The 25,700-nt window shown below is 70.7% G+C and carries 26 protein-coding genes; 13 read left to right on the plus strand and 13 right to left on the minus strand.

Features of this window, described 5'->3' with window-relative positions; translation table 11 throughout:
- Positions 1-23 precede the first annotated feature (23 nt).
- Both OHT76_RS37545 and OHT76_RS37550 read right to left on the minus strand, forming a co-directional pair.
- Positions 24-416: a VOC family protein gene (locus OHT76_RS37545; RefSeq protein ID WP_328875329.1), complete on the minus strand. Its 393-nt coding sequence runs from the start codon at positions 414-416 to the stop codon at positions 24-26.
- A 25-nt stretch (positions 417-441) separates the two neighbouring features.
- A complete protein-coding gene (locus OHT76_RS37550) occupies positions 442-903 on the minus strand; it encodes a universal stress protein (RefSeq protein WP_328875330.1) in 462 nt (153 codons plus the stop codon).
- A 175-nt stretch (positions 904-1,078) separates the two neighbouring features.
- On the opposite strand from OHT76_RS37550, the gene OHT76_RS37555 reads away from it, so the two are divergent.
- Complete coding sequence (locus OHT76_RS37555; protein ID WP_328875331.1) at positions 1,079-1,927, plus strand: polysaccharide deacetylase family protein; 849 nt, start codon at positions 1,079-1,081, stop codon at positions 1,925-1,927.
- Between the two features lie 30 nt (positions 1,928-1,957).
- Here OHT76_RS37555 and OHT76_RS37560 read toward each other — a convergent pair whose 3' ends face one another.
- A complete protein-coding gene (locus tag OHT76_RS37560) occupies positions 1,958-2,620 on the minus strand; it encodes a class F sortase (protein ID WP_328875332.1) in 663 nt (220 codons plus the stop codon).
- 342 nt (positions 2,621-2,962) lie between these two features.
- Here OHT76_RS37560 and OHT76_RS37565 point away from each other — a divergent pair, with 342 nt between their 5' ends.
- Entirely contained in the window at positions 2,963-3,448 is a 486-nt protein-coding gene (locus OHT76_RS37565) for a hypothetical protein (RefSeq protein ID WP_328875333.1), read from the plus strand.
- A gap of 109 nt (positions 3,449-3,557) precedes the next feature.
- Here OHT76_RS37565 and OHT76_RS37570 read toward each other — a convergent pair whose 3' ends face one another.
- The 3 genes from OHT76_RS37570 to OHT76_RS37580 all read right to left on the minus strand — a co-directional run bounded on the left by OHT76_RS37570 (position 3,558) and on the right by OHT76_RS37580 (position 5,230).
- Positions 3,558-4,091, minus strand: a complete 534-nt coding sequence (locus tag OHT76_RS37570) for a hypothetical protein (protein WP_328875334.1) — start codon at positions 4,089-4,091, stop codon at positions 3,558-3,560.
- Between the two features lie 227 nt (positions 4,092-4,318).
- A complete protein-coding gene (locus OHT76_RS37575; RefSeq protein ID WP_328875335.1) occupies positions 4,319-5,083 on the minus strand; it encodes a bestrophin-like domain in 765 nt (254 codons plus the stop codon).
- Positions 5,084-5,101: 18 nt separating this feature from the next.
- Positions 5,102-5,230: a hypothetical protein gene (locus tag OHT76_RS37580; RefSeq protein ID WP_328875336.1), complete on the minus strand. Its 129-nt coding sequence runs from the start codon at positions 5,228-5,230 to the stop codon at positions 5,102-5,104.
- A gap of 22 nt (positions 5,231-5,252) precedes the next feature.
- On the opposite strand from OHT76_RS37580, the gene OHT76_RS37585 reads away from it, so the two are divergent.
- The 4 genes from OHT76_RS37585 to OHT76_RS37600 all read left to right on the plus strand — a co-directional run bounded on the left by OHT76_RS37585 (position 5,253) and on the right by OHT76_RS37600 (position 10,175).
- Positions 5,253-5,735 carry a hypothetical protein gene (locus OHT76_RS37585; RefSeq protein WP_328875337.1) on the plus strand — a complete coding sequence of 161 codons (483 nt, stop codon included), beginning with the start codon at positions 5,253-5,255 and terminating at the stop codon, positions 5,733-5,735.
- A 249-nt stretch (positions 5,736-5,984) separates the two neighbouring features.
- Positions 5,985-6,953: an SCO0930 family lipoprotein gene (locus OHT76_RS37590; protein WP_328875338.1), complete on the plus strand. Its 969-nt coding sequence runs from the start codon at positions 5,985-5,987 to the stop codon at positions 6,951-6,953.
- A 277-nt stretch (positions 6,954-7,230) separates the two neighbouring features.
- Complete coding sequence (locus OHT76_RS37595; RefSeq protein ID WP_328875339.1) at positions 7,231-8,043, plus strand: SAM-dependent methyltransferase; 813 nt, start codon at positions 7,231-7,233, stop codon at positions 8,041-8,043.
- Positions 8,040-10,175 (plus strand): putative bifunctional diguanylate cyclase/phosphodiesterase, encoded by a 2,136-nt coding sequence (locus OHT76_RS37600; protein ID WP_328875340.1) that lies wholly within the window; start codon positions 8,040-8,042, stop codon positions 10,173-10,175. Before OHT76_RS37595 ends, OHT76_RS37600 begins: the two co-directional genes overlap by 4 nt.
- 4 nt (positions 10,176-10,179) lie before the next feature.
- Here the strand turns inward: OHT76_RS37600 and OHT76_RS37605 are convergent, their stop codons facing one another.
- The gene (locus OHT76_RS37605; RefSeq protein ID WP_328875341.1) at positions 10,180-12,915 is read right to left on the minus strand and encodes a hypothetical protein; all 2,736 of its coding nucleotides are present in this window, start codon (positions 12,913-12,915) and stop codon (positions 10,180-10,182) included.
- 73 nt (positions 12,916-12,988) lie between these two features.
- Positions 12,989-13,873: a LysR family transcriptional regulator gene (locus OHT76_RS37610; protein ID WP_328875342.1), complete on the minus strand. Its 885-nt coding sequence runs from the start codon at positions 13,871-13,873 to the stop codon at positions 12,989-12,991.
- A 121-nt stretch (positions 13,874-13,994) separates the two neighbouring features.
- Here OHT76_RS37610 and OHT76_RS37615 point away from each other — a divergent pair, with 121 nt between their 5' ends.
- The 6 genes from OHT76_RS37615 (at position 13,995) to OHT76_RS37640 (ending at position 20,405) form a co-directional block, all read left to right on the plus strand.
- Complete coding sequence (locus tag OHT76_RS37615) at positions 13,995-14,666, plus strand: succinate dehydrogenase (RefSeq protein ID WP_328875343.1); 672 nt, start codon at positions 13,995-13,997, stop codon at positions 14,664-14,666.
- A gap of 1 nt (position 14,667) precedes the next feature.
- The gene (locus OHT76_RS37620; protein ID WP_328875344.1) at positions 14,668-16,614 is read left to right on the plus strand and encodes a fumarate reductase/succinate dehydrogenase flavoprotein subunit; all 1,947 of its coding nucleotides are present in this window, start codon (positions 14,668-14,670) and stop codon (positions 16,612-16,614) included.
- The gene (locus tag OHT76_RS37625) at positions 16,611-17,360 is read left to right on the plus strand and encodes a succinate dehydrogenase/fumarate reductase iron-sulfur subunit (RefSeq protein WP_328875345.1); all 750 of its coding nucleotides are present in this window, start codon (positions 16,611-16,613) and stop codon (positions 17,358-17,360) included. The genes OHT76_RS37620 and OHT76_RS37625 overlap by 4 nt, the downstream gene beginning before the upstream one ends.
- Positions 17,361-17,461: 101 nt before the next feature.
- Positions 17,462-18,487 carry a hypothetical protein gene (locus OHT76_RS37630; RefSeq protein ID WP_328875346.1) on the plus strand — a complete coding sequence of 342 codons (1,026 nt, stop codon included), beginning with the start codon at positions 17,462-17,464 and terminating at the stop codon, positions 18,485-18,487.
- Positions 18,488-18,666: 179 nt separating this feature from the next.
- Positions 18,667-19,440, plus strand: a complete 774-nt coding sequence (locus OHT76_RS37635) for a GNAT family N-acetyltransferase (protein WP_328875347.1) — start codon at positions 18,667-18,669, stop codon at positions 19,438-19,440.
- Positions 19,441-19,529: 89 nt separating this feature from the next.
- On the plus strand, positions 19,530-20,405 hold the full coding sequence (locus OHT76_RS37640) for a lysophospholipid acyltransferase family protein (RefSeq protein WP_328876722.1): 876 nt from the start codon (positions 19,530-19,532) through the stop codon (positions 20,403-20,405).
- 11 nt (positions 20,406-20,416) lie between these two features.
- Here the strand turns inward: OHT76_RS37640 and OHT76_RS37645 are convergent, their stop codons facing one another.
- On the minus strand, positions 20,417-20,593 hold the full coding sequence (locus OHT76_RS37645; protein ID WP_328875348.1) for a hypothetical protein: 177 nt from the start codon (positions 20,591-20,593) through the stop codon (positions 20,417-20,419).
- Positions 20,594-20,728: 135 nt separating this feature from the next.
- Here OHT76_RS37645 and OHT76_RS37650 point away from each other — a divergent pair, with 135 nt between their 5' ends.
- On the plus strand, positions 20,729-21,712 hold the full coding sequence (locus tag OHT76_RS37650; protein ID WP_328875349.1) for a BtrH N-terminal domain-containing protein: 984 nt from the start codon (positions 20,729-20,731) through the stop codon (positions 21,710-21,712).
- 13 nt (positions 21,713-21,725) lie between these two features.
- On the opposite strand, the gene OHT76_RS37655 is transcribed toward OHT76_RS37650, so the two are convergent.
- From OHT76_RS37655 to OHT76_RS37670, 4 genes are read right to left on the minus strand one after another with little or no spacing between them, the layout of a single operon-like run.
- Positions 21,726-21,866 (minus strand): hypothetical protein, encoded by a 141-nt coding sequence (locus tag OHT76_RS37655; RefSeq protein WP_328876774.1) that lies wholly within the window; start codon positions 21,864-21,866, stop codon positions 21,726-21,728.
- Positions 21,867-21,906: 40 nt separating this feature from the next.
- Positions 21,907-23,178, minus strand: a complete 1,272-nt coding sequence (locus OHT76_RS37660) for a DUF2716 domain-containing protein (protein ID WP_328875350.1) — start codon at positions 23,176-23,178, stop codon at positions 21,907-21,909.
- The gene (locus OHT76_RS37665; protein ID WP_328875351.1) at positions 23,175-24,179 is read right to left on the minus strand and encodes an LLM class flavin-dependent oxidoreductase; all 1,005 of its coding nucleotides are present in this window, start codon (positions 24,177-24,179) and stop codon (positions 23,175-23,177) included. The genes OHT76_RS37660 and OHT76_RS37665 overlap by 4 nt, the downstream gene beginning before the upstream one ends.
- A gap of 34 nt (positions 24,180-24,213) precedes the next feature.
- Positions 24,214-25,599: an FAD-binding oxidoreductase gene (locus OHT76_RS37670; RefSeq protein ID WP_328875352.1), complete on the minus strand. Its 1,386-nt coding sequence runs from the start codon at positions 25,597-25,599 to the stop codon at positions 24,214-24,216.
- Positions 25,600-25,700 lie beyond the last annotated feature (101 nt).

Consider the following 25,700-nt stretch of genomic DNA (forward strand, 5'->3'; position numbering starts at 1 on the left):
CGACGGCGAGGGGCCGTGCGATCTCAGGTGACGTCCGCGTCCCTGGTCAAGTAGTCGGCCCGGCCCTCGTCGTCGAGCTCGAACGGGCCTTTGGGGATGACGCAGAACTCGGTCCCCTCGGGATCGGCCATGACGAGGAAGCCTCCGGGGTCGTACTCGGTCAGCCGCCGTCCGCCCAGCGCCTCCACCTTGGCCTGCTCGGCTGCCGGGTCCTGCGACTCCAGATCCAGGTGCAGCCGGTTCTTCCCGGCCTTGGAGCCGTCGGTGCGCTGGAGGCCCAGGCCCAGCCCGTTCTTGCGTTCGAGCCAGACGTACGGTCCGAAGCGCGCGACCACCGGCCGGTCGAGCAGCTCGCTCCAGAAGGCCGCCAGCCGGTCCGGATCAGCGGAGTCGACGATCACGCAGTTGATGTCCATGGTCACCAACCTGCCAGTAAGGGGATTACGGCACCACGGTCACCGGCCAGCGCCCCGCCTTCACCAGCCGGACCGCGACCGAGCCGACGATCCGGTGGCCGGCCTGTTCCGAGGCGCCGACCACCACGGCGTCCGCCTTGAGGTCGTCGGCCGCCTTCACCAGGCCGTTGTACGGGTCGCCGCGGAAGGTGTGGAACTCCCAGCGCACATCGAATATCCCCTTCGTGCGCTCGGTGGCGTCCCGGATCTGCGCCACCAGATCCTCGGCGATCTCGTCGGTCACCTCGGCGACCGGCGCCCCGAACGCCGCGCCCGTCGGCATCACCGGCTGGACGTACACCACGGCGAGCAGCGCGTGCTGGCGCCGGGCGAGACCACCCGCGTAGGCCGCCGCCCGCAGTGAGGAGTCGGAGCCGTCCACCCCGACCACGATGACCTTCGGCCCGTCCGTACCCCGCTCGAACCGGTGCGCGTGCTGTTCCGTCACGGCGTGAGGCTATCGGAACGGGCGGCTCCCACTGTCGACCGAGGGGATGGAGCTGGACGAGGACTTCCTCGACGCCCCCCGTCTGACGTTCCGTTATGGGCCGGGTGGGTGGAATCCTGCCGCCGCTGAGGTGTCGTCGTGGTGCGTCGGGGTCCGGCCGGGCGACTGATGAGTCATGCAGAAGGATCAGTTGCTCACCCGGCTGCTCACTCGCCGCCGGGCCCTGCTCGCCGGCGCAGCCGCCGTCGGAGCGGCCGGTACCGCCGGACTGTTCGCGCTGGGCGCGGACGCCGAGCCGGTCAGGCCCGCCGCCCAGGCCGCCGGCCCCCAGGCGCGCCGCGCCCTCAAGCCCTCCGCCTACCGACTCCAGCCCCTGACCGGCTACGGCCCGCCCCGGGCGGCGCCCGGCCGCACCCTGGTCCGCCGCACCCCGCTGCTGCGGGTGTCCGGCCGTGGCCGGACCATGGTGCTGACCTTCGACGACGGACCCGACCCCCGCTACACGCCCGCCATCCTCGACACCCTCGCCGAGTACGAGGTGCGGGCCATGTTCTTCGTATGCGGGGAGATGGTGGCCGCCCGCCCGGACCTGCTGGAGCGGATGGCCGAGGAGGGCCATGTCGTCGGCAACCACACCTGGTCCCATCCGCTGCTGACCCGGCTGACGCGCGGTCAGATCCGCTCCCAGATGGAACGCACCTGCGACATCGTCGAGGAGGCGTACGGCGACCGCCCCCAGTGGTTCCGCGCGCCCTACGGCGCCTGGAACCGCGCCGCGTTCCAGCTCGGCGCCGAGCTGGGCATGGAGCCGCTGGCCTGGACGGTCGACACCCTCGACTGGACCACCCCCGGCACCCGGACCATCGCCCGCCGGGTGGAGAACGGCGCCGCCCCCGGCGTCGTGGTGCTCTCGCACGACGCCGGGGGCGACCGCACCCAGAGCGTCCACGCGCTGCGGGACTATCTGCCCGAGCTGCTGGACGCCGGCTATCACATCACCGTCCCCAAACGGCAGTACGCCTGACGGGCCTTCGCCCGCCCGGCCGGGGAACGCTCAGCGGACCTCGACCAGGCGGGCGAAGACGACGACATTGCCGTTGTAGCCGTTCTGTTTGGAGAAACCGCCGCCGCAGGTGATGACCCGCAATTCCGCGGTGCCCTTCGAGCGGTAGACGCGGTCGCCGGGAAAGTTGTTCTTCTCGAAGACCTCGATGCCGTAGATCTCGAAAACGGTGGTCTTTCCGTCCTTGCGCGTCACCTCGACGCGATTGCCCTTCTGCAGGGCCCCGAGCCCGTAGAACACCGCGGGCCCCTGCTGGTTGTCGACATGCCCCACGACGACCGCGGTGCCCTTCTCGCCGGGGGAGACGGCGCCGCTGAACCAGCCCGCCAGGTTCGGGTCCTCCGGCGGCGGCGCGCCGACCCAGCCCGCCGCGTCCAGGCCCACCGGCATCATCGGCGCGTCGACCCGGATCGCGGGGATCCTGACCCGGTCCGGCTCGGCGTACGGCAGTGGCGCCGGGGCGTTCGTGAAGGTGCTGCCCGGCACTCGGCTGTCGGCAGCGGCGGCCGACGCGGGCTGCGGAGGGCCCACGTCGAATTCCCCCGAACCATTGCGAATGAGCGCGAGGCCGGTCAGCAGAACAAGCGCTATCACGCCCCAAGGAGCGCGCTTCTTCCGCTGCTCCTCCTCTTCGGCCAGCTCGGACGCAGACATTCGTTTCCCCTCTCGACGCGGCCGTCGCCACGTCATTCGCGCATACGAGAACGCTAAATGCCGAGCGGGGAACAGGCGACGGGTGCGGAGGCGAACGGGTGGCCCCGACGCCTTTCGGCATCCCGTGGTGCGCCATCCGAGTTGCCGTGACCAGGAAATTTCTGACGGTCCGTGACCTGCGGCAATATCCGATTGTGCGGTTTTCCTTCGGCGTGTCCTCTCACCAGGACGGACCATTCCCGAAATGCGGCCCGGTGCGGGGCATCTGAGGGTCTTTCTGGGAGGCGCTTTCTCGCCGATCTACCGGGGACGGTTCCCGGGGCGTCTTCCGCGGAGGATCAGATGCGTAACTATCGTGCCCTGGCGGTGTCAGCGGCGGCGGTCGCCGCCCTCGGGATCGCCGCCCCCGCGGCCGTCGCCTGGGACCAGCCGAGCAACATTGTCGCCCTGCCCAGTGTCATCGCCCGCGGCGGCCAGATGACCATCACCGTCGACGGCTGCCGGGACGGCGGCACCGCGAGCTCCGACGCCTTCCCCACGACGACCCTGTCACCCATCCACGGTGCCAACGAGACCGCGAAGGGCACCGCGACGATCCACAGCAACGCCCGGCCCGGCTCACACGACATCCGGGTCACCTGCGGGGGCCGGACGCTGACCCGCCCGGCCGCCTTCACCGTCATCGGCGGTGTGCAGGGCGGTATCGGCGGCAGCTCCACCTCCGGGGCGACCCCGACCGACATCGCCATCGGCGGCGGGCTCGTGGCCGCGGCGGTTGTCGGCGGTGCGTTGTTCTGGATGCGCCGCAGGTCCGAGAAGCGGATCTGAGCGCTTCTGTTACGGCTCTTTTCGGCTTCTTCGGGGATCGCACGCCAGGCCTTCGCCCCGGCCCCCTTGCGGGGAACCGGGGCGAAGGCCTGTGCGCGTCGCGGTGGCGTCAGCCGCCGTCCTCCGAGGTGCGCTTGCGGGAGAGGTGGTACGCCGCCCCGATGGAGCCCGCGATGAGCGCGGCACCGAGACCGATCTCCTTGAGATCGAACCCGGCGAAGCTGCCGCCCCCGCCCGCGTGTACGCCCTTCGGGGTGAGCGGCTGGGGAATCGGATGGCTGGTGGGCTGTCGGCCTCCGGCGATGGTCAGATCCGTCGAGCCGCTGACGTTGTCACAGGTGAACGTCACCTTGTACATCGCGCCCGGCTTGGCGTCCCAGTCCACGACGGCCGTCGCCTGGGAATGGTTCGGGTGGATGGTGACCGTGTCGAAGACCGCCGAGGTGACCGTCGCCGGACCTTTGCAGCCGCCGTCCCGGTCGATCCGCAGGGTGACCTGTCCGCCCGCGGCGATGGTGGAGGGCAGGACGCTGAAGCCGAACGGCGTGATGTTCTCGTCGCCCTTCGCCAGGGCGGCCGGCGCGGTGAGGGTCAGGGCGGTCATGCCCAGCAGTGCGGCCGAAGCGACGCGTATCGCGCGCATGGTGGTTCCTCCGGGTCCCCGAGGAGCAGCTGCGGACCTTTTCCGCTTGCGCCAGAAATGCACCTCGATGATCGAAACGCTAGGAAGGTGCGCACACCTGCGCGAACGCAGTCGTGCGAATGGGGCAAGCGTGTGGTCCGCTCAGGGGACAGCCGTTCCTGCGGCCGGGGGACGGCGGCGGCGTGGCGCCGTCGGCCCCCGGCCCTCGTGCTCCGGGTGAGCCTCCGTCAGCCCTTGACGTCCGGGAAGAGGTTCAGGAACGGATCCGCGGACGCCGTGATGCCACGGCTGTAGGGCGCGTCGAAGTCCCAGATGAGGAAGAGCAGGAAGGCGATCAGCGCGGAGAACAGCACGGCGAGGATCAGCTCGCGCGGTGTTCGCCGGATCTGCAGGGCGAGGATCATGCCGATGGTGACAATGGCCCCGGCGATCAGCCCGAACCACACCACCCCCGGCATGGTCTCGCCGGTCGAGCTGGCTCGGGCGTTGCGGGCTTGGTCCGCGGCGGCGACCTGGTCGACCAGCGGCTGGTAGGCCTGGGCCTCGAAGTCGTCGCGGGGCTGGTAGTCGGTGACGTCCTCACGGACGCGCTGCAGCAGTTCGGCGCCGCGGTCGGTGACCTTGCCGTGGTCGGCCATCGTCTGCCACTCGGTGGTCACGACGTGTCCGACATAGGCGTTGACATCCTCCCGAATACGGTCACGGACGTCCGGTGGGTACACCCGGACCCGTTCCGAGATCTCGTGCAGGGCGACCGCCTCCGCCTGGACGTGGTCCTGCGCTGCGCTGCGTCCCTCCCACACACCCGCGATGGCCAGGCCCAGGACGATGGCGTAGACCACACCGATCCACATCGTCATGTACTCGATGACGTCCGGTGTGTCGGAGGGGTCCTCGTCGTCCGCCGCCGTGCGATGGCGGACGAACGTGATGGCGACCACCACGACGCAGGCGGCCAGCATCGCGAGGGTGAGAACAAGCCATTCCGGCAAGGGATGCCTCCAGGGGGGTCAGCGCGGGCGCAGCGCGGCGACCGCGACGATCGCGGGCACGGCGATGAGCAGGACGAAGGTGAGGGGCGCGGTGGCGCTGCGGGTGACCGGCCGCTTGGCCGAGGTGCGGTAGCGCGGGTAGTGCACCGGGGCCACGGAAGGACGCGGGGTGGGCTTCGCCGACGGCGTCGGAGTCGGCTTCGGGCTCGGCGTCGGGGTGGGAGTGGGCGGCGGCGGGGTCGGCTGTGGGCGGGGGGCCGCGGGCGCGGGAGCCGGGGGTGGCGGGGGCTTCGGGGTCGGCGTGGGGGTCGGCTTGGGCGGCTTCGGGGTGGGCTTCGGCGGGGGTTCCGGGGTCGGCGTGGGCTTCGGCGGCTTCGGGGTGGGCGTCGGGGTCGGGCAGGGCGTCGGCGGAGGTGGGGGCGGCGTCGGTGTGGGGCACGAAGGGGGAGTCGGCCAGGTGGCGCTCCCGGCGACCGCCACCGCCTCGGTACCGCCCGGTCCGGTCGAGGCGTATGCGCAGGCGTCGGCCGCGGCGGTACCGGCCGGTGCCCCCACGAGCAGCCAGCTCAGCGCCAGTAGCGCCAACACCCTTGCCGCGAGGGCGGATTGGGTCGATTCGGGTCCATGCACGACACAAGATCCTGGTGCCTGACGGCTGCTCACGGGCCGTACTGTCCAGGGGATTGCCCCGAAGGAGGGACGGGGGCGGCGGGCGGCTTGATGGGCGGCCCGCTCGCGTGTCCGTCGGCCCGATCGCGTGTGCGAGTGGCGCGGGGTGTCACAGGTTTCGGAAAGAAATTTGTGCCGCGGTTGAACACGACCATGGTCCCCGTGCGTACCCAGTGTCGTGCGGCGGCGCAGCAGGGCGCTGCAACACCCGTATGAATATGGGGAGTTGACGATGAAGACCTCGTGGCGGAGCGCCTCGCTCGTGGTGAGTGCCGTGGCAACGCTGGCGCTGACGACGGCGTGCGGTCAGGAGACCACCCCGCCGGCGAGCAGCCAGAACGTCGGTGCGACGGCCGCGGCCGGAGACTACGGAACCGCTGGTACGGGCCTTGGAAACGGCACCGAGTCCGGCACCGAGTCCGGCACCGCCGGAGCCGGTGCGCAGGGCGCCGCGACCCAGACGACCCCTGCGGGCGAGCTGTCCGTGTCCACCAACGCCGAACTCGGCCAGGTGCTGACCGACAGCGCCGGGCTCACCCTCTACCGCTTCGACAAGGACACCGCCGAACCGCCCAAGACCAACTGCGAGGGCGACTGCGCCACCACCTGGCCGCCGGTTCCCGCGGACGACGCCAGCGCCGGTGCCGGCGTCGACAAGTCGCAGCTCGGCGAGGTCACCCGGCCCGACGGCACGAAGCAGCTGACCATCGGCGGCTGGCCGGCGTACCGCTATGCCAAGGACGTCAACGCGGGTGACACCAAGGGCCAGGGCGTGGGCGGCACTTGGTTCGCGCTGGCCGCCGACGGCAAGAAGGCCAAGGCGGCCGACCTGCCCGGTCTGTCCACTCGTAAGGACCCCAACCTCGGTGAGATCGTCGTCGACAAGAACGGCATGACGGTCTACCGCTTCATGAAGGACGAGGCCTGGCCCAAGCCGGTCTCCGCCTGCACCGACGCCTGCCTGGAGAAGTGGCCGGTGGTGGCTCCGGTGGCGAACAACGACACCAAGGGCGTGCAGAAGAAGGGCCTGATGAGCTTTACCCGGCCCGACGGGGCCAAGCAGCAGACGGTCAACTGCTGGCCGATCTACACCTTCGCCGGTGACAAGGCTCCCGGTGACACCAACGGTCAGGGCGTCGGCGGCACCTGGTACGCCGTGGCGCCCGACGGTAAGCCGGTCGGCGCGCCCGACAAGGAGTAGGAGGCGAAGTCTCCCCAGGTCCACCCCCTTCGCACCGCGCGGAGGGGGTGGACCTGTGTGCCTGCCAGGACCCAACTCCCCGTCCCCTTCAGCATGATTCGGAACTCTGTGGAATGCTTCGGACGCATTTCGTAGCGGATTCACGGCCGGAGAATTCGGCACGTGCCGCAGGCAGTGACCGGGAACGGATGGTCAATTTCCGTTTTGGCTCGCTCCTTTGGCAGGCGATCAGTAGCCTCAGCTCGAACACTGGATCGCCTGAGCCTTGGAGAGGTAGATGGAGCGTCCTGCCTGGGCCCCACGGAGCATCGACATCTCGGTGCCGAGCGTCTCGCGAATCTACGACTACTACCTGGGCGGTTCACACAACTTCGAGGTCGACCGGGAAGCCGCCCGCAAGGCCATGGGCTTCCTGCCGGGACTCCCCAAGATCATGCAGGCGAACCGGGCGTTCATGCGCCGCGCCGTGCGCTATGCCGCCGCCGAGGGCATCACCCAGTTCCTCGACATCGGCTCGGGCATCCCGACCTTCGGCAACGTCCACGAGGTGGCCCAGGCGGCCACCCCCGGCGCACATGTGGTCTACGTCGACCACGACCCGGTGGCCGTCGCGCACAGCCAGGCGGTCCTGGACGGCGACGAGTTCACCGATGTCGTCGCGGCCGATCTGCGCAAGCCCCAGGAGATCTTGACGAGCCCTCAGGTCGAGCGGCTGATCGACCTGAACCGTCCGGTGGCTCTACTGCTCGTTGCCATACTGCACTTCGTGGAAGACGCGGACGACCCGTACGCTGCGGTGGCCGAGCTGCGCGACGCGCTCGCGCCCGGCAGCCTGCTGATCCTCACGCATGCCTCGTACGAGGGAATCCCGCTTCCCGCGGAGCGGGCCGAGGGCACGGTGGGCGTATACAAGGACATTCGCAACCCGCTGATCATGCGCTCGCGCGAGGAGATCGCGCGGTTCTTCGAGGGGTACGACATGGTGGAACCCGGACTGGTGTCGATGCCGCACTGGCGCCCGGACACCGCACCGGAGGAGGAGGACCCATGGGCCTTCTCCGGTCTCGCGGGCGTGGGGCGCACGGCGTGAGCGCCGAGCCGGACGGGCCGGAGGACAGACTGCGCCGGTTCGCGACGATCTGGAGCCGGGCCGTGTTCCCGGTGACCTCGACGTCGTCGACCCGGCCCGAGTTCGAGGAACAACTGCTGCCGCTCGCCCGTCGGTTGAGCCACGCGCTGCGGGCCAGGACCTTCGACGCGGACGAGGGCAGGGCGGTGGGCGCCGCCCTTGTCTCAGCGCACTGCACCGACCCGGAGGCGCTCAGCCACAGCCTCGACTGCGTCGACGCCTACCTGGTGCTGTACTGCGGCGACGGCGGCGTCCAGGAGGACCTGCGGGCCCGCTCCGCGCGGCTCCAGCACGCCATGGCCGCCGGATACGCGCAGGCGCTGCGCGAACGGACGCTGGCCGAGCAGGAGGCGATCTCCGCGGCCGCCCTGAAGGCGCAGGGAGTGGTGGCGCAGGCGCTGCACGCCAGCGAGGCCCGCTTCCGCGCCGTGTTCGAGGGCGCCGCCATAGGGATCGGCATCGCCGACCTCGCGGGCAACATACTGCAGGTCAACGGCGCGCTGGTGCGCATGTTCGGCGGCGCCGAGCAGCTTGTGCGCGGCCGTAACGTCATGGAGTGGACGCACCCCGAGGACGCGCCGCAGGTCTGGAAGCTCTACGAGGAGCTGGTGCGCGGCGAGCGCGAGCACTACCACGTGGAGAAGGCGTTCTACCGCCCCGACGGAACGGTCCTGTGGACCAATCTGACGGTCTCCCTGCTGCGCGACGCCGACGGCAACCCCGAGTACCAGCTCGCCCTCATGGAGGACACCACCGAGCGGCGGCTGCTCAACCTGCGGCTGCGCTACGAGGCCACGCACGACGCGCTCACCGGACTGCCCAACCGCACGCTGTTCTTCGAGCGCCTGGAGAAGGCGCTCACCGCGGGCGAGGGTCAGCGCTTCGGCCTGTGCTATCTCGACCTCGACGGCTTCAAGACCATCAACGACAGCCTGGGCCACGGGGCCGGCGACCGGCTGCTCGTCGAGGTCGCCGACCGGCTGCAGTCCTGCGCCACCGCGCCCGGCGAGATGGTCGCCCGGCTCGGCGGCGACGAGTTCGTGGCGCTGACCACCGGCCCGGACACCGAGCGCGAGGTCGACGAGCTGGCCGCACGGATCATGAACGTGCTGATCGCCCCGATCAGCGTCGACGGCCGGGAGCTGACCGTCCGCGGCAGCATCGGCATCGTCGAGGGCCCGGCGGGCGAGCGCAGCCCGGCGGAGGTGCTGCGCAGCGCCGACATCACGATGTACCGGGCCAAGTCGGCGGGCGGCAACCGCTTCGAACTGGCGGACCCGGAGGCCGACGCCCGCGCGATCACCCGGCACGGGCTGACCACGTCGCTGCCGACCGCCCTGGACCGGGGCGAGTTCTTCATCGAGTACCAGCCGCTGGTCCACCTCGGCGACGGCAGTGTCCGGGGCGCCGAGGCCCTGGTGCGCTGGCTGCACCCGCAGCACGGTGTGCTCGGCCCCGACCGGTTCATTCCGCTCGCCGAGCACACGGGACTGATCGTTCCGCTAGGCCGCTGGGTTCTGGAGCAGTCGGTGCGCCAGGCCCGGGAGTGGCGGGAGCGCCACTCGGACGCGGGCCCGCTGCGCATCAACGTCAACCTCTCGCCGTGCCAGCTGACGCACCCCGGCCTGGTGCAGGACACGGTGGACATCCTGGAGCGCACGGGTGTCGACCCCGACGCGCTCTGCCTGGAGGTCACGGAGTCGGCGCTGATCGGCGCGGACGACGACCTCTTGAAACCGCTGCGCCGCCTGGCCGAGATGGGCGTCGACATCGCCCTGGACGACTTCGGCACCGGCTACTCCAACCTTGCCAACCTGCGCCGCCTGCCGGTGAGCATCCTCAAGCTGGACCGCTCCTTCACCCAGAGCATGCAGCAGTTCCCGGCGGACCCCGTCGACCTGAAGATCGTCGAAGGGATCGTTTCCCTTGCCCACAGCCTGAACCTCGCGGTCACGGTCGAGGGCGTGGAAACCGGCGCCCAGGCCGAGCAGTTGCGCATACTCGGCTGCGACACGGCCCAGGGCTGGTACTACGCCCGTCCGGGCCCACCGGAGCGGCTGCACGAGCTGGCGCTGGTGGACGCGACGGGGTGAGCCCTTACGGGGTGTTCGTGGCCGTGGGCGACGGCAGGCTCGGGGGCACCTCCGGTGCGGTGAGGTCCCCGGCCCAGGAGGAGGCCAGCACGGTGACCGCGGCGGCGACGGCCGCCACGAGCACCGTGCTGACCGGTGCCGCCAGCGAGGACAGCCGGCGGAAGTTGCGCACATGCCCCCACAGCAGGTCCGCGCGGTGGATCAGCCTGACCTCCCAGTACAGGGCGAGCCCCAGGGCCATCACCGCGCTCTGGGCGAGCAGCAGACACACCGTCAGCGCGGTCTGGTCGAACGGCAGGCGCAACCGGGGCCACAGCAACAGCAGTTGGACCGGCGCCATGACGGCCCACAGCCAGCCCGCCTTGGACACCGGGCCGCGTCCGCGGATCCACGGGTACAGATAGCCGTACACGAACCCGTGCGCGAGCCACACCCAGGTCGCGGCGCCCGCCACGGTCACCGCCTCGGGCAAGCCGCTGTAGCTACGGCCGTGCCAGGCGGGCCATGCGGTCCACGGCAGGGTGAGCAGACCGGAGACCAGGGCTGCCGCAACGCCGTTGGCCCAGGCGGCTGTTCCGCCGGATCCGCCGAGGGCGGCGGCGCGCAGGCGGGCGGCCTCGCGGGCCGCGTCGGGGGCCGTCGGCGCACGCAGGCTGCGCCACCGTCGCTCCCACTCCTCGGGGGAGACCTCGGAGTCGGCGAGCGTGCCCCGGGAGGCGGTGAGGAACCGGTGGCGACCCTCGGCGTACAGCAGGGCGCGGGCAAGGGAGTTGACCAGGCGGGCGTGGGCCGCACCGGTCAACGCATGTAGGCGTGCGGCCCGTTGCTCGCGCTCGGCGGGCAGCAGAACATTTGCTCCGAGCCATACGACGGCCAGGGCGGCCGCCGTTGTCCAGTGCGGCAGCCACACTTCCGGATCACCGGCGATCGGGGCGAGGGCGGCGAGGAGGAGCAGAGCCGTGCAACTCGCGCGCGCCGAGGCGCCCCAGGATCCTGGTGAGCGGCCCGCGCCGCGCAGTTGGGCGAGCAGGACGAGGACGCAGGTCAGCCAGATCACCTGGAAGGTGGGGGCGATGACGCGGATGCCGCCGAGGAAACTCTCCGCGGGCCGCTGACCGGTGAGTTGGACGAGCAGCGGGAAGGACGGCGGATGGGCGTAACCGGCGTCCAGGTACGGCGTCCACCAGGGCAGCAGGGCCGACACGAGCAGCGGGACCAGGGCGATACGAACTGTCCTGCTCAGGTGCGGGACGATGAGCACGAGGAGCGCCGTCACCCAGGGCGCCAGCAGGAGGTACGTCAGCGGCCAGGACACCAGGCCGGGGCGGAAGGGCACGCCGATGCCCTCGCTCGTACGCTCCAGTGCCACGGGGACGAACTCCAGTGCTACCGAGGCCGCCACGCCCGCGAAGACCGCGGCGGAGAGAACAGGCGCCCATGGCCGTGCCGCCCCACCGGCGAGGATCGACGCGAGGAACACCGCGCCCGCGGCCGCCGACGCGGCGAGCGCGCAGGCCACCATGGGCCACGTCCACAGTGAGCCGCCCAGCACCCTGGAGGCGATCAGCAGAGCCGCCGCGGGCAGGGTGAGGGCGACCACATGCCGCAGGGGCGGCGGTCTGTCGGTCCGTACGAGACGCTCTCCGCAGACGGCGAGCAGGGGCAGGGCGAACAACAGCGTGCCGAGGAGTACGCCCTGGAACCCGAGCTCGAACGGGGTGCCGTTGGCGGGCATCTCGTAGGCCCAGTACTGGGCGGCGGCCCGCAGCCAGTACAACTCCTCCCAGAGCTCGGTGACGAGGTCACACACCAGCAGGCCGAGACCCGCGCAGGCGAGCAGCCCGGTGCCGAGGGTGAGAGAGCGCCGCAGAGCGGAGGCGCCGACGCTCCGCGCGAAACCCAGCCCGGCGGCGATGGTCACGGCCACTGCCGCCAGCAGGGAGAGCACGGCCTTGATCCCCGTGACCGTCACGGTCCCGGCGTCGGCCTCCTCTCCCTGGTAGGTCGGCTTGAACACCACCTCTACGAACTCCGGCCGGGTCTTCGCCGACAGGACGAAGCGAACCGAATCCGTCGTCTGGACCGTGGGACTGCCGCTGAATCGGAAACCCCACGGAGCGGGTGCCTCCAGGCTCCACGACCACTGGCCGGGGGGAGGTGCCACCTTGAGTCCGTTGCTGTCCTGGACGTCGTTCACGAAGCTGTAGTTCAGCGTCTTCAAGGGGAAGAGATTGGCCTCGGACCGTGATGTCGTGTGCTCGGCCGTCACGGTCACGGTCCCGTCCTGGGGGTCTTCGCTCAACCGGCACCACCGGGGTCCGCCCTCGTACGACACGTCGAAGAATCCTGAGTTCAAGCTCGACACCAGTCCGCCCGGCAGAACGGCGATCACGTCCTCGATGAAGGTGGGGTCGATGCGCAGCTCGTCGACGAGCGGATCCGTGTGCTTCAGCGACAGGCGGTACCGGGTGGTGAGCAGCCACTCGTCCTGCCCGCGCCGGTGCAGTCGTACGGAGATCTCACCGCTGCCGCCCCGGCCTGGGCGGGCCCTCTCGGTATCCGCAGCGTCCGGCTCGCCGGAAGGCGGCCCCGGCGAGTTCCGCTCCACACGATCGTTCGCCGCGATGAGTGCGTAGGCTGCCCGATCCCACCGCTCAAGCGCCCACCACCCGCACCCGACCACGAACCCCAAGGTCACCAGCGCTCCGACGACCCGGACCCCCCACCGTACCCCCGGCATCGGTTCCCCCTTCCGTGCCCGCCGCGCCAGGGTAGGGCCGGGCGGACCGCTCCGGGGAGGGATTGACCTGGGTTCACCGCTCCAGCAGCATCCGCTGGAGTTCCCGCGCCGCCCGAGGCGGAGCCACATCGCTGCGGTGCGCCAGCGCGATCGTGCGGTGCAGCCCGGGCCGGGCCAGCGGGGTGACTCGTAGACCACGCCCTGCCCGCGCCGCCACCATCCGCGGTACGACCGCCACACCCAGGCCCGCCCGGGCGAAGCCCAGTACCGCGTCCATTTCGCCGCCCTCCACCGCGAAATCGGGCTCGAAGCCCTCCGCGCGGCAGGCGGCGACCGTGAGTTCGCGCAGGTCGTAGCCGTGGCGGAACATCACCAGGCGTTCGCCCTCCAGGTCGGCGATGCGGACCGAGCGGCTGCCGTGGCCGGGCTTGGGGGCGTCCGGGGAGGAGACCACCACCAGGTCCTCGCGGAGGAGCTCCACTGTGGCCAGGGCGGGGGACGGGGTGGGGAGGGGGAGCACGACCAGGGCCAGGTCCAGGGCGCCGCGGGCCAGCTCCCGTACCAGGTCGTGGGAGCCGCCTTCCTCGATCAGCAGGCGGATGCCGGGGTAGCGGTCGTGGAAGGCGCGCAGTACGTCCGGCAGGAGGCCCGTGCACACGCTCGGTGTCGCCCCCAGCCGGACCCGACCGCTGCGCAACTGGACCAGCTCCTGAACCTCAAGCCGTGCTGTATCCGCGTCGGCCAGGATGCGCCGGGCCAGCGGCAGCAGGGCCTCGCCCGCGTCGGTGAGCGTGATGTTGCCGCGGGCCCGCAGGAACAGGTCGGCGCCGAGCTCCCGCTCCAGGGCCTTGATCTGCTGGGACAGGGACGGCTGCGCCACGTGGACCAGGTCGGCGGCCCGGGTGAAGTGCCGGGTCTCGGCGACCGCCACGAAGTACTGGAGCTGCTGGAACTGCATAGGCCTCACGATAGCCGTTGGCTATGGAAACGAGCCGGAGGATGTCTTGGACCGATCGGGCACTGTACCCCTAACTTCTAGTGACATGGCTCTGGCAACGCGGACGGACCGACGACCGTCCATGGCACGCACGGTGTGGGACAGCTCCGTCGGCAAGAAGACCGTGATGGCGGTCAGCGGGCTGATCATGCTGTCGTATCTCGTCGTCCACATGATGGGAAACCTGAAGATCTTCTTCGGGGCCGGTGAGTTCAACGAGTACGCGCACTGGCTGCGCACGGTCGGCGAGCCCTTCATGCACTACGAGTGGACGCTCTGGCTCGTCCGGATCGTGCTCGTGGTCGCGGTGATCGCGCACGGCGTCTCCGCGTACCAGCTCAGCCGCCGTGACATCAAGGCGCGGCCCAGCAAGTACGTGCACAAGAAGCCGCGGGCGAGCTACGCCACCCGCACCATGCGCTGGGGCGGGATCATCCTCGCCCTGTTCATCGTCTGGCACATCCTCGATCTGACGACCGGCACCGTGCACTCGGGCGGCTTCGAGGAGGGGCGCCCGTACCAGAACGTCGTGGACACCTTCTCCACCTGGTACGGCAACGTCATCTACATCGTGGCGGTGCTCGCGGTCGGCATGCACATCCGGCACGGGTTCTGGAGCGCCGCCCAGACCCTGGGCGCCGGCAGCCGCAGCCGCGACCGCGCCCTGAAGGCCGTAGCCAACGTTCTCGCGCTTGTGCTCACGTGCGGCTTCCTCGCCGTGCCCGTGGGCGTCATGACCGGAGTGGTGAGCTGAGATGACCTACACCGACTACCTGACCGGCGAGCCGGTCGTCGACACCAAGGCGCCGCAGGGCCCCGTCAACGAGCGCTGGGACAAGCGCCGTTTCGAGGCCAAGCTGGTCAACCCCGCCAACCGGCGCAAGCACACGGTGATCGTGGTCGGCACCGGCCTGGCCGGCGGCTCGGCCGGCGCCACCCTCGCCGAACAGGGCTACCACGTCGTCCAGTTCTGCTACCAGGACTCCCCGCGCCGTGCCCACTCGATCGCCGCGCAGGGCGGTATCAACGCCGCGAAGAACTACCGCAACGACGGCGACTCCGTCCACCGCCTGTTCTACGACACCGTCAAGGGCGGCGACTTCCGGGCCCGGGAGTCGAATGTGCATCGGCTCGCGCAGATCTCGGTTGAGATCATCGATCAGTGCGTCGCCCAAGGTGTGCCGTTCGCGCGCGAGTACGGCGGTCTCCTCGACACCCGCTCCTTCGGCGGCGTCCAGGTGTCGCGGACCTTCTACGCCCGTGGCCAGACGGGTCAGCAGCTGCTGCTCGGCGCCTACCAGGCGCTCAGCAGGCAGATCGCCGCCGGGAACGTGGAGATGCACCCGCGTACCGAGATGCTCGACCTGATCGTCATCGACGGACGGGCCCGTGGCATCGTCGCCCGGGATCTGATCACCGGCAAGATCGACACGTACTTCGCGGACGCCGTCGTACTCGCGAGCGGTGGTTACGGCAACGTCTTCTACCTGTCGACGAACGCCATGAACTCCAACGCCACCGCGATCTGGCGGGCCCATCGGCGCGGCGCCTACTTCGCCAACCCCTGCTTCACACAGATCCACCCGACCTGCATTCCGCGCACCGGCGACCACCAGTCCAAGCTGACGCTGATGAGTGAGTCGCTGCGCAACGACGGCCGGATCTGGGTGCCGAAGGCCAAGGGCGACGACCGTCCCGCGAACAAGATCCCCGAGGACGAGCGCGACTACTACCTGGAGCGCATCTACCCGTCCTTCGGCAACCTCGTGCCCCGTGACATCGCCTCCCGCGCCGCGAAGAACGTCTGCGACGAGGGCAGGGGCGTCGGCCCCGGCGGCCAGGGCGTGTACCTCGACTTCGCGGACGCCATCAAGCGGATGGGGCGCAAGGCGGTCGAGGCCAAGTACGGCAACCTCTTCGACATGTACCAGCGGATCACCGACGAGGATCCGTACCGGGTGCCGATGCGGATCTACCCCGCAGTGCACTACACGATGGGCGGACTGTGGGTCGACTACGACCTCCAGACCTCCGTCCCCGGTCTGTTCGCGATCGGCGAGGCCAACTTCTCCGACCACGGGGCCAACCGCCTCGGCGCCTCGGCGCTGATGCAGGGCCTGGCCGACGGCTACTTCGTCCTGCCGGCGACGATCAACGACTACCTGGCCCGCAATCCGCACCAGGACACGGTGACCGGCGAACACCCCGCCGTCCAGGAGGTGTTGGCCGAGACCGAGGACCGGATCAACCTCCTGCTCTCGGTGAACGGCGACCGCACCCCCGACTCCTTCCACCGTGAAGTCGGCGAACTCATGTGGGAGTTCTGCGGCATGGCCCGCACCGACTCCGGGCTGCGCAAGGCGCTGGAGCGCCTTCCGCAGATCCGCGAGGAGTTCTGGCGGCGCATCAAGGTGCCCGGCACCGGCGAGGAGTTCAACCAGTCGCTGGAGAAGGCCAACCGCGTCGTCGACTACCTGGAGCTCGCCGAGCTGATGTGCCTCGACGCGCTGCACCGCAGCGAGTCGTGCGGCGGTCACTTCCGCGAGGAGTCCCAGACGCCCGACGGCGAGGCCGAGCGCCGCGACGAGGAGTTTTCCTACGCGGCGGCCTGGGCGTTCACCGGGACCGGCGAGGCCCCGACCCTGCACAAGGAAGACCTGGTCTTCGAGTACGTCCACCCCACTCAGCGGAGCTACGCATGAAGCTCACCCTGCGCGTCTGGCGGCAGAAGAACGCCGATGCCGACGGCGCCATGTCCACGTACGAGGTGGACGGGATCTCCTCCGACATGTCGTTCCTGGAGATGCTCGACACGCTCAACGAAGAGCTCATCCTGCGCGGTGAGGACCCGGTCGCCTTCGACCACGACTGCCGTGAGGGCATCTGCGGCGCGTGCTCACTGGTCATCAACGGCGACGCCCACGGTCCCGAGCGCACCACCACCTGCCAGCTCCACATGCGGTCCTTCAAGGACGGCGACACGATCGACATCGAGCCGTGGCGGGCGTCCGCGTTCCCGGTGATCAAGGACCTGGTCGTCGACCGGACCGCGTTCGACCGGATCATCCAGGCCGGCGGTTACATCACGGCGCCGACCGGTGCCGCGCCCGAGGCGCACGCGACTCCGGTGCCCAAGCCGGACGCGGACTTCGCCTTCGAGCACGCCGAGTGCATCGGCTGCGGGGCGTGCGTGGCCGCGTGCCCCAACGGCGCGGCCATGCTGTTCACCTCCGCCAAGGTCAACCACCTGAACGTGCTGCCCCAGGGCGCTCCCGAGCGGGAGACGCGGGTGCTGGACATGGTGGCGCAGATGGACGACGAGGGCTTCGGCGGCTGCACGCTGACCGGCGAATGCGCCACCGCCTGCCCCAAGGGCATCCCGCTGGTCTCCATCACGAGCATGAACAAGGAGTGGCTGCGGGCTACCCGCAAGGTGGGCAAGCGGTAAGACCCATGGCACGAAGCGTTCGCCGAAGACGTGCGGACGGGCGGGGTCGGGAGGTGCTCCCCGGCCCCGTTTCGCCTTTCCGGCCTCGGTAGGGTGCGCACATGATCTTCGCAAGTCAGCAGCAGGGGCGGTTCGTTCAGGCCGTCGGGCGGTTCGAGTCCGCCGTGCGTGAGCAGGAGCCGGACCGGGCGGAACACGCGTTCCAGGAGATGGGCCGGGGCTACCAGGACGCGGGACCGCAGGAGGTCGCACAGGCCGCCCCGCGCCTGGCCGCGCTGCTGCCCGAGGTGCCTCCAGGGCCACGCGGCACCATAGCCGTGCTCGTCGGCGCCTGCGTGGAGAGCGGTGCCGACCCGGGGCCCTGCGCGCCGCACATCTTCGTGGAGCTGGCCGAGACCCTGGCCGCCGCGGGGGAGTTCGCTGAACGCTGGGAGGAGACCGGCGGCGGGGACTTCCCCGATCCGGAGTCCGGCGAGGTGGATCCAGGGGTCTTCGAACGGGTGGGACCGGAGGCGGCACTGGCCTGGCTGACGCTGCCCCAGTGGGAGATGGCGTCCGTCGCCATGCTCAGCCACCCGGCCGTGCGCATCGCGCTGGACGGCTCGCTGCGGGCCCGGCTGCTGCGGGGGGTGCGGGCCGTGGCGGAGGCTTCGGGCCACGAGTTCAAGTGCCTGACATACGCCCTGTTGGTGCTCGACGACGAGCCGCTGGTCGTCCTGCACCGCCCCTCCGGTACCGGCTACCGGCTGCGGATGAGCGGGATCGGCGACAATTTCCAGCTGCACACCCTGCTCGCGGACCTCCTCGTCGGCGGCGGCCATGTGCCCGGCCGGGCGCCGTCCCCGCAGGAGGTGGCGGTGTGCCGGGACGCGCCGGGGCAGGTGCACACCGTGGGGTCGTTCAACCTGGTCACGCCCGGCGGGGAGTGGGTGTGGAACGAGGGCACGCCCACCGACATACCGGTCGTCGACGGCGTACGACTGCTCGTCCTGGACCCGCCGCCGTACGAACGCGGCTGGCCGGCCGGACGGTTCTTCCCCAACATGACGGGCGACCTCGTACTGGAACGCGTCCTCGCCGAGGAGGAGACCCGGCGCCTGCTGGCGGGCTGCGCGCCCGCCAAGTGAACTGCAGGGCACCTTCCGGCTGACGGTTCGGGCACCGGAACATGGACCGCAGGCACGTGCCCGTGCCGTTCAACATCCCCACATCCCCTCTCCTGACGATGGTCACGCGCCCGACGCCCTGCGTCGGAAGAACTGTTGCGGCCGCTCAACCGTCCCCGGCCCGTGACCAGGAGAGAGCCATGAACGGCGTATCCACGCTCGACCGCCCCCCGCAGCCCGCGGCCCCCACCCGCTACACCGTCACCGTCGCCCGCACCGAGGACGACGTACGGGCCGCCCAGCGGCTGCGGCACGACGTCTTCGCCGGGGAGATGGGCGCCCACCTGTCCACCCCGCAGCCGGGGCACGACATCGACGCCTTCGACGCGTACTGCGACCATCTGCTGGTCCGTGACACGTTCACCGACCAGGTCGTCGGCACCTACCGGCTGCTGCCCCCGGACCGCGCCGCGGTCGCCGGGCGGCTGTACTCGGAGGGCGAGTTCGACCTCGCCCCGCTCGACCCGATCCGCCCGGGCCTGGTCGAGGTCGGCCGCTCCTGCGTCCACCCCGACCACCGGGACGGCGCGGTCATCGGCCTGATCTGGGCCGGGATAGCCCGTTACATGGTCGACAACGGCCACGAGTGGCTGGCCGGCTGCTGCTCCATCCCGCTCGCCGATGGCGGCGCCCTCGCGGCCGGCACCTGGGACCGGGTGCGGGAGAAGCACCTGGCGCCCGAGGAGTACCGAGTCCGTCCGCTGCAGCCCTGGAACCCGGAGGGCGTGGCCCGGCCCGAGGGCCGCACCGAACTGCCTCCGCTGCTGCGCGGCTACCTGCGCCTCGGCGCCTGGGTCTGCGCGGAGCCCGCGCATGACCCGGACTTCGGGGTCGCCGACCTTTACGTGCTGCTGTCGATGCGCCGGGTCAACGCGCGCTATCTGAAGCACTTCCTCTCGCTCGTCCCGGCCTGATGAACATGCTGCGTACGGTGCCCGTGGGTGTGCGGGTCCTGACACCGCGGCGTGAGCGCCGGGCGGCGGCCGCCGTGCCCCGCCCGGTCATACCGACCAGTGCCTGGCTGCCCACCGCGCCCTGCTCCCCGCAGGTCTGCGTCGCCTCCGCCCGCTCCCTGGCGGACGTGCCGCGCGCGGTGCTGCGGCTCGGGGCGCTGCTGGTGACGCTCCTGGTGGGGGTCGCGCTGCTGCCGGTGTTCGGGGTCGTCCCCGCGTCCCGGCGGGACCCGCTGATCCGCGGGTGGAGCCGGGCCGTGGTCCGGGCCTCCGGAGTGCGGGTACGCATCACCGGCGCGGCGGCGCCGACCGGCGGTCTGCTCCTGGTCGCCAACCACATCTCGTGGCTGGACATCCCCCTGCTCGCCGCCGTCCGCCCGGCCCGGATGCTGGCCAAGGCGGAGATCCGGCAGTGGCCGGTGGCGGGCGGACTCACCGCGCGCAGCGGCGCCTTCTTCATCGAGCGGGACCGGCTGCGGGCACTGCCGCAGACGGTCGCCCGGATCGCCGAGGCGCTGCACTCCGGCGCCGCCGTGGTCGCCTTCCCCGAGGGCAGCACCTGGTGCGGCCGGGCCCAGGGCCCCTTCCGCCGGGCGGTGTTCCAGGCCGCACTGGACGCGGGCGTGCCCGTCCAGCCGGTGCGCCTGCACTACCGCTTCGACGACGGCCCGGCGAGCACCGCGCCCGCCTTCGTCGGCGAGGACTCCCTGCTCTCCTCGCTGTGGCGGGTGGTCACGGCACGACGACTGGTCGCCGAGGTCGAGGTACGGTCACAGATCCCGGCGGGCGCACACGCCGACCGCCGCACCCTGGCCCGGGCGGCACAGTCGGTCCCGACGGGGGGCGAACTCGCGTGGGCGCACGCGGCGTTGGCCACTGAGCAGATGCGTGTGCCGAGGGGGCTGGAGGTTTCGCAGCGCGGCTAGGCCGGTCAGGGTCAGGACGTGCACGAGTTCAGCAGCCACAGGACAGCGGCAATGAACAGGACCCACGTGAGGCAGCTGAACAGCATGTCGCCCAGCGCGCCGAGGCAATCCTCGGCCGGCTCGAACCCCACGGCTGCCAGCACGATGAGCACGCCGACGATGACAGCGATGACAAGGACCAGCGACATGCAACACCCCCTGCGACACTCCGTTTCAGTGAACCGCCATACGGACGGGCAGGGAAGGTAGCCATGCGCCGCGTCTCCAGGGGAGCCGCACGGTGTTGGGCTCACCGGTGATGCCGGGGAGGAAGAATGAGCGGCATGACCATGGTGAAAGACATCGACGTCCGTGGCATGCACCACTGCGAGACGACGGCGCTGGGCGTGCTGCTGCGGCATGAGGGACTCGACCTGTCCGAGCCGATGCTGTTCGGGCTCGGCGCCGGTCTTTCCTTCATCTACTGGGACAGCAAGGCCATGGGCTTTCCCTTCCTGGGAGGCCGGGTCAAGCCGTTCGAGCTCACCAGGAACCTGGCCGCCGTACTCGGGCTTGAGCTGCAGGTCCGGGAAACCACCTCTCCACGCAAGGCATGGCAGGACGTGGCGGCGCCCCTCGACGCGGGCCGACCGGTCGGCCTGCAGCTCGACAGCTACCACCTGGACTACTTCAGCACCAAGGTGCATTTCGGCGGGCACGTCGTCGCCATGTACGGCTACGACGAACAGGACGCCTACCTGGTGGACACCGCCCCGCAGGGCGGAGCCGTCACCACCAGCCTCGACGGCCTGGCCAGGGCCCGGGCCGAGCGCGGCCCCATGACCGCCAGGCACCGCTCCTTCACCATCACCGCGCCCAGCAGCCCGACGTCACCGCAGGACCGGATCATCCCCGCGATCAAGACCTGTGCAGACGCCTTCCTCAACCCGCCCATCGCGAACCTGGGCCACCGGGGCATCGAGAAGGCCGCGAAGCTGGTGCCGAAGTGGCTGCAGCGCAGCGGCAATCCGCGGGAGGACCTGCCACGAGCCGCCCTCCTCATGGAGAGGGCTGGTACCGGCGGCGCCCTGTTCCGCAATCTCTACCGGGACTTCCTCGCCGAGTGCGCCCAGTCCATCGACAGCAGCCACCTGCGCACTGGTCACAGCCTGTACGCCGAAGCCGCCACCCTCTGGACCCAGGTGGCTGCGCTCGTCGCGGCAGCTGGAGAATCCGGCGACGCGGAGAACCTCATGGAGGCGGGTTCCATCCTGCACGAGCTGTCCCGCATCGAACGCGACGCGATGCAGGCACTGAGCAAGCTCTAGGGGGCGCCCACCCTCAACGCGCGCGCCAGAGCGAGGACTTCCCGGAGCCGGAGACTCCGGTGAACACGGCCAGCCCGTCCCGCGGGATGTCGACGTCCACGCCCTTGAGGTTGTGCTCGCGGGCGCCTCGGACGCGAACGTACGGGTCGTGCATGGGGGAGGCTCCGTCGGGTGGGGGGACAAACCATGCGATTCTATGGGACCGGCCCGAATGTCCACACGTTGCCCACCGGCCGCCCGTCCCGTCGCAGCACCCTGCCCAGCAGCTCGGTGAGCTCCTCCTCGACTTCGGCGACCAGATCGGCGCCGAAGACGCACAGGGAGGCCTCCACGAAGTTGCCGTACGTGCCCATGCTCAGGTCATCGGTGACCTGGATGACGTTCTCGTCGGTGAGGTAGGAGTAGCTCGGCCACGGGGGCTGGCCGGGGCCGCCGACCCGTGTCGGGTCGCAGACGGTGCCGTTGATGGACCACTTGAGCCGGTAGAGCCGGTCCCCGCGGCGGCCGCGTGCCTTGAGGCCGCGGGCGATGACCGCCTCCACCCGGCGCAGCAGCGGGTCGCGCCAGTGCTCGACGGCCTCCATGTGCCAGGTGACGGAGCCGGGCGGTTCGGCGATGCCGTCGTAGGCGGTCTGGTACGTGACCTCGAACCGCTTCTCGAAGCGGCGCCAGATGTCGTCGTGCTCGGGCTCGGAGAACAGCAGGCGTGCGGGGCGTTCCCGGGCCGGTTCCCCGGGTGGCGCCCACCGGTAGGTGGTGACCTCGGCGACCTGGTGGAATCCCGCCGACCGATGGACGGCGACGAGCTCGCCGCTCGCCTCGGCCACCACGTACCGCGATTTCGGCCGCGACCAGATCTCGCGGGCTGCCCACGCGGCGGCGGCCTGCAGCAGCTCGGGGCGCGGCGCGGTGATCCCGCCGATGGAGGAGAAGTCCGTGCCATGGACCTTCTCCAGCCAGACCAGGTCCACCGGCCGTGCGTAGTGCCAGACGGACAGGATGTCCATGCCGTGCTCCAGCTCGGACACCGGCCGGCGCTGCTCGGGGGCCGCCTGGGCGAGCTGGAGGAGACTGTCCTGGTCGCTGGACCGCAGGCCCGCCCAGTGCGTTCGCAGCTTCGCGTCCGTCTCGGGTACGTCGGCCACATCGGCGACCAGCAGGGAGCGCACGGGCCCCGCGGTGAATCCGGTATCGAGCAGGGCCTGAGTGAGCCGTGGCCCGTCGCGGTCGTACACCTTCCAGGTCACCGGCTCCACGCGCTCGGCGAAGATCTCCTGCGTCCGGCGGACCAGACCAGTGAGGTCGTCGACCGTGGAGAGGTCCCGGTGGTCCACGACGCCATGGGTGCCGTAGTGGACGCGTACCAGCGGCCCGTCCCGCTCGGTGACCACGCCGAACACCTCGGGTTCGCGTGCGCGCACTTGTGTGTCGTACTTGGCCCACAACGCCGAGGCGTCATCGGTCACTCGGTCACTCCCATGATCCCGGCCAGCCGCCGATACGAATCCAGCAGTGACTGACGGTCATATGTGCTGGTGGTGACCAGGATCTCCTGCGCGCCCGTCTCCTTCAACAGGATTTCCAGCTCGTCCGCGACCTGGTCCTCGGTACCGGCGATATGCCCGGCGAGGCCCTGCTCGTAGAAGCCGCGCTCCTTGGCCGTCATCGTGAGTGCTTCGACGCGCTCGGCGTGCGGCAGGGGCGGGAAGGTGCCGTGGGTGCGCGAGTACGCCATCGACCAGGCCTCCGGGATAAGGAGGCGCCGGGCCTCATCGGGGGTCGCGACCACGGCGATCGTGCCGGAGATGACGACGTACGGCTCGCTCGCCCAGGGGGAGGGGCGGAAGTTCGCGCGGTAGTGATCGATACCGCGCTGCATCTTCGCGCGGTTCCTGAAGTCGCCGATGACCATCGGCAGGCCCGCGCGGGCCGCGATGTCCGCGCCCTCGCCCATGGCCAGCACGAACGGCGGCACGCTCAGGCCCTCGGCGGGCCGCGCGTGCACCCCCGTGGGGGAGGTGCCGCGGAACCAGCCGAGCAGCTCGTCGAGTTGCCCGGCGAAGTCTTCGGCGTCGTCCTTGTCCCGGCCCAGCGCCTTGCGCACCCCGTCGGTGAATCCGACCGACCGCCCCAGGCCCATGTCGATCCGGCCCGGGAAGAGGGACTCCAGCACCCCGAACTGCTCGGCTACCACGAGGGGTTGGTGGTTGGGCAGCATCACTCCGCCGGTCCCGATCCGGATCGTGCGGGTCGCGGACGCGACGGCGGCTGCCAGCACGGTCGGCGCGGAACCGGCGACACCGGGCACCCCGTGGTGCTCCGACACCCACAGGCGGTGGTAGCCGAGCTGCTCCAGCTCCCGTGCCAGCCGTACGGTGTCGCGCAGTGCCTCTCCGTCCGGGTGGCCCTCCCGGGTGCGGGAGCGGTCGAGGACGGAGAAGCGGGTCGCGGCGATCACGGAGCTCATACAGGGTTCAACACCTGCGAGCCCGCAGGATTCCTCACGGGGCGATGTTGTGGTTGAGGCGGAACAGGTTCCCGGGGTCGTAGTGCCGTTTCAGATCCGTGAGACGGGTGTAGTTCGCGCGGTAGTTGGCCCGGACGAGGTTCTGGTCGTCGCCGTCGATGAAGTTGACGTAGCCGCCTTCCATGGAGTGTGGTTCGAGCGCCTGGTGGAAGCCGCGTACCCAGTCCTTCTGGGCCTCGCAGTCCGCACGGGTCGTGAGGGTCCCGCTGAGTGCGAACGAGTAGTCGGCGTCCCGATAGGAGAAGGCGGTCTCCTCCGGCCCCACCCGGTGGCAGGCGCCGTCGATGGGGAAGGCGACCGTGACGCTCTGGATGGACGGGGTGGTGGCGCCGTACTCGACGCAGGCCTCGACGGCGCCGTCGGACAGGCCCTGGGTGAACGTGCCCTTCCAGTAGTGGTAGAGCCCCGGCGGCACCAGATCGTCGAAGAGGGTGTTGATCACCGGGTAGGGCATGCGCTCCACGTGCCGGCCCAGCACCGGACCGAGCGCGGCGAGGCGGTCCTGGATCCGGTCGTCCTCGTCCTCCGGGCCGGTCCAGCAGGTGACCACGCCGCACAGCGGCCGTCCGTGCCAGCGCTCGGGCAGGAACGGTACCGGCGGCCCGAGCCCGACGACGAGCAGTGCGCCGAGGTTGTCGTCCGCCTCGGCGACCAGCTCCCGATAGCGGCGGATCACGTCGCCGTCGAGCGGGAAGAAGACCGGCCCGCCGAGGATGTCGGCGATGGGGTGCAGCCGGTAGGCGAAGGACGTGACGACCCCGAAGTTCCCGCCGCCTCCGCGCACCGCCCACATCAGGTCGCTGTGCTGCTCCGACGTGCAGGTCACGAAGGACCCGTCGGCCGTCACCAGATCCACCGAGACCAGGTTGTCGCAGGCCAGTCCGCAGCGGCGGGCCAGGTAGCCCATGCCACCGCCGGTCGTCAGGCCGCCCACCCCGGTGGTGGAGACGACCCCGCCGGTCGTGGCCAGACCGAAGGCGTACGTGGCGTGGTTGACGTCCGCCCAGGTGGCGCCGCCCTCGACCCAGGCCGTCCGGGTCTCGGGGTCGACGCGGACACCGTGCATCAGGCCGAGGTCGAGGACGACACCGCCGTCGCAGGTCCCGTAGCCGGGGACGCTGTGGCTGCCGCCGCGTACGGCGAGCGGCAGGCCCTGGTCGCGGGCGAAGTCCACGGTGGCGATGACATCGCCCGCGTCGACCGCCCGCACGATGATCGCGGGCCGCCTGTCGTGCATCGCGTTGTAGACCTTGCGGGCCTCGTCGTAGTCCGGGTCGCCGGGCTCGACGATGTGGCCGCGCACGGATCCGCGCAGCCGCTCCAGCAGCTGGTGGTCGAGGGTCGGTGTGTAGGTGGTCATGGCCGCCACCTGCTTTCTGGGTCGGCGCCGGGTACATCTCCGGTGTACACGGGCAGCGGGTTCGCGCTCATCGCCGAAATCACCCATCCCGGCCCGATCGG

This window comes from Streptomyces sp. NBC_00287, assembly GCF_036173105.1.
Taxonomy (GTDB): Bacteria; Actinomycetota; Actinomycetes; order Streptomycetales; family Streptomycetaceae; genus Streptomyces.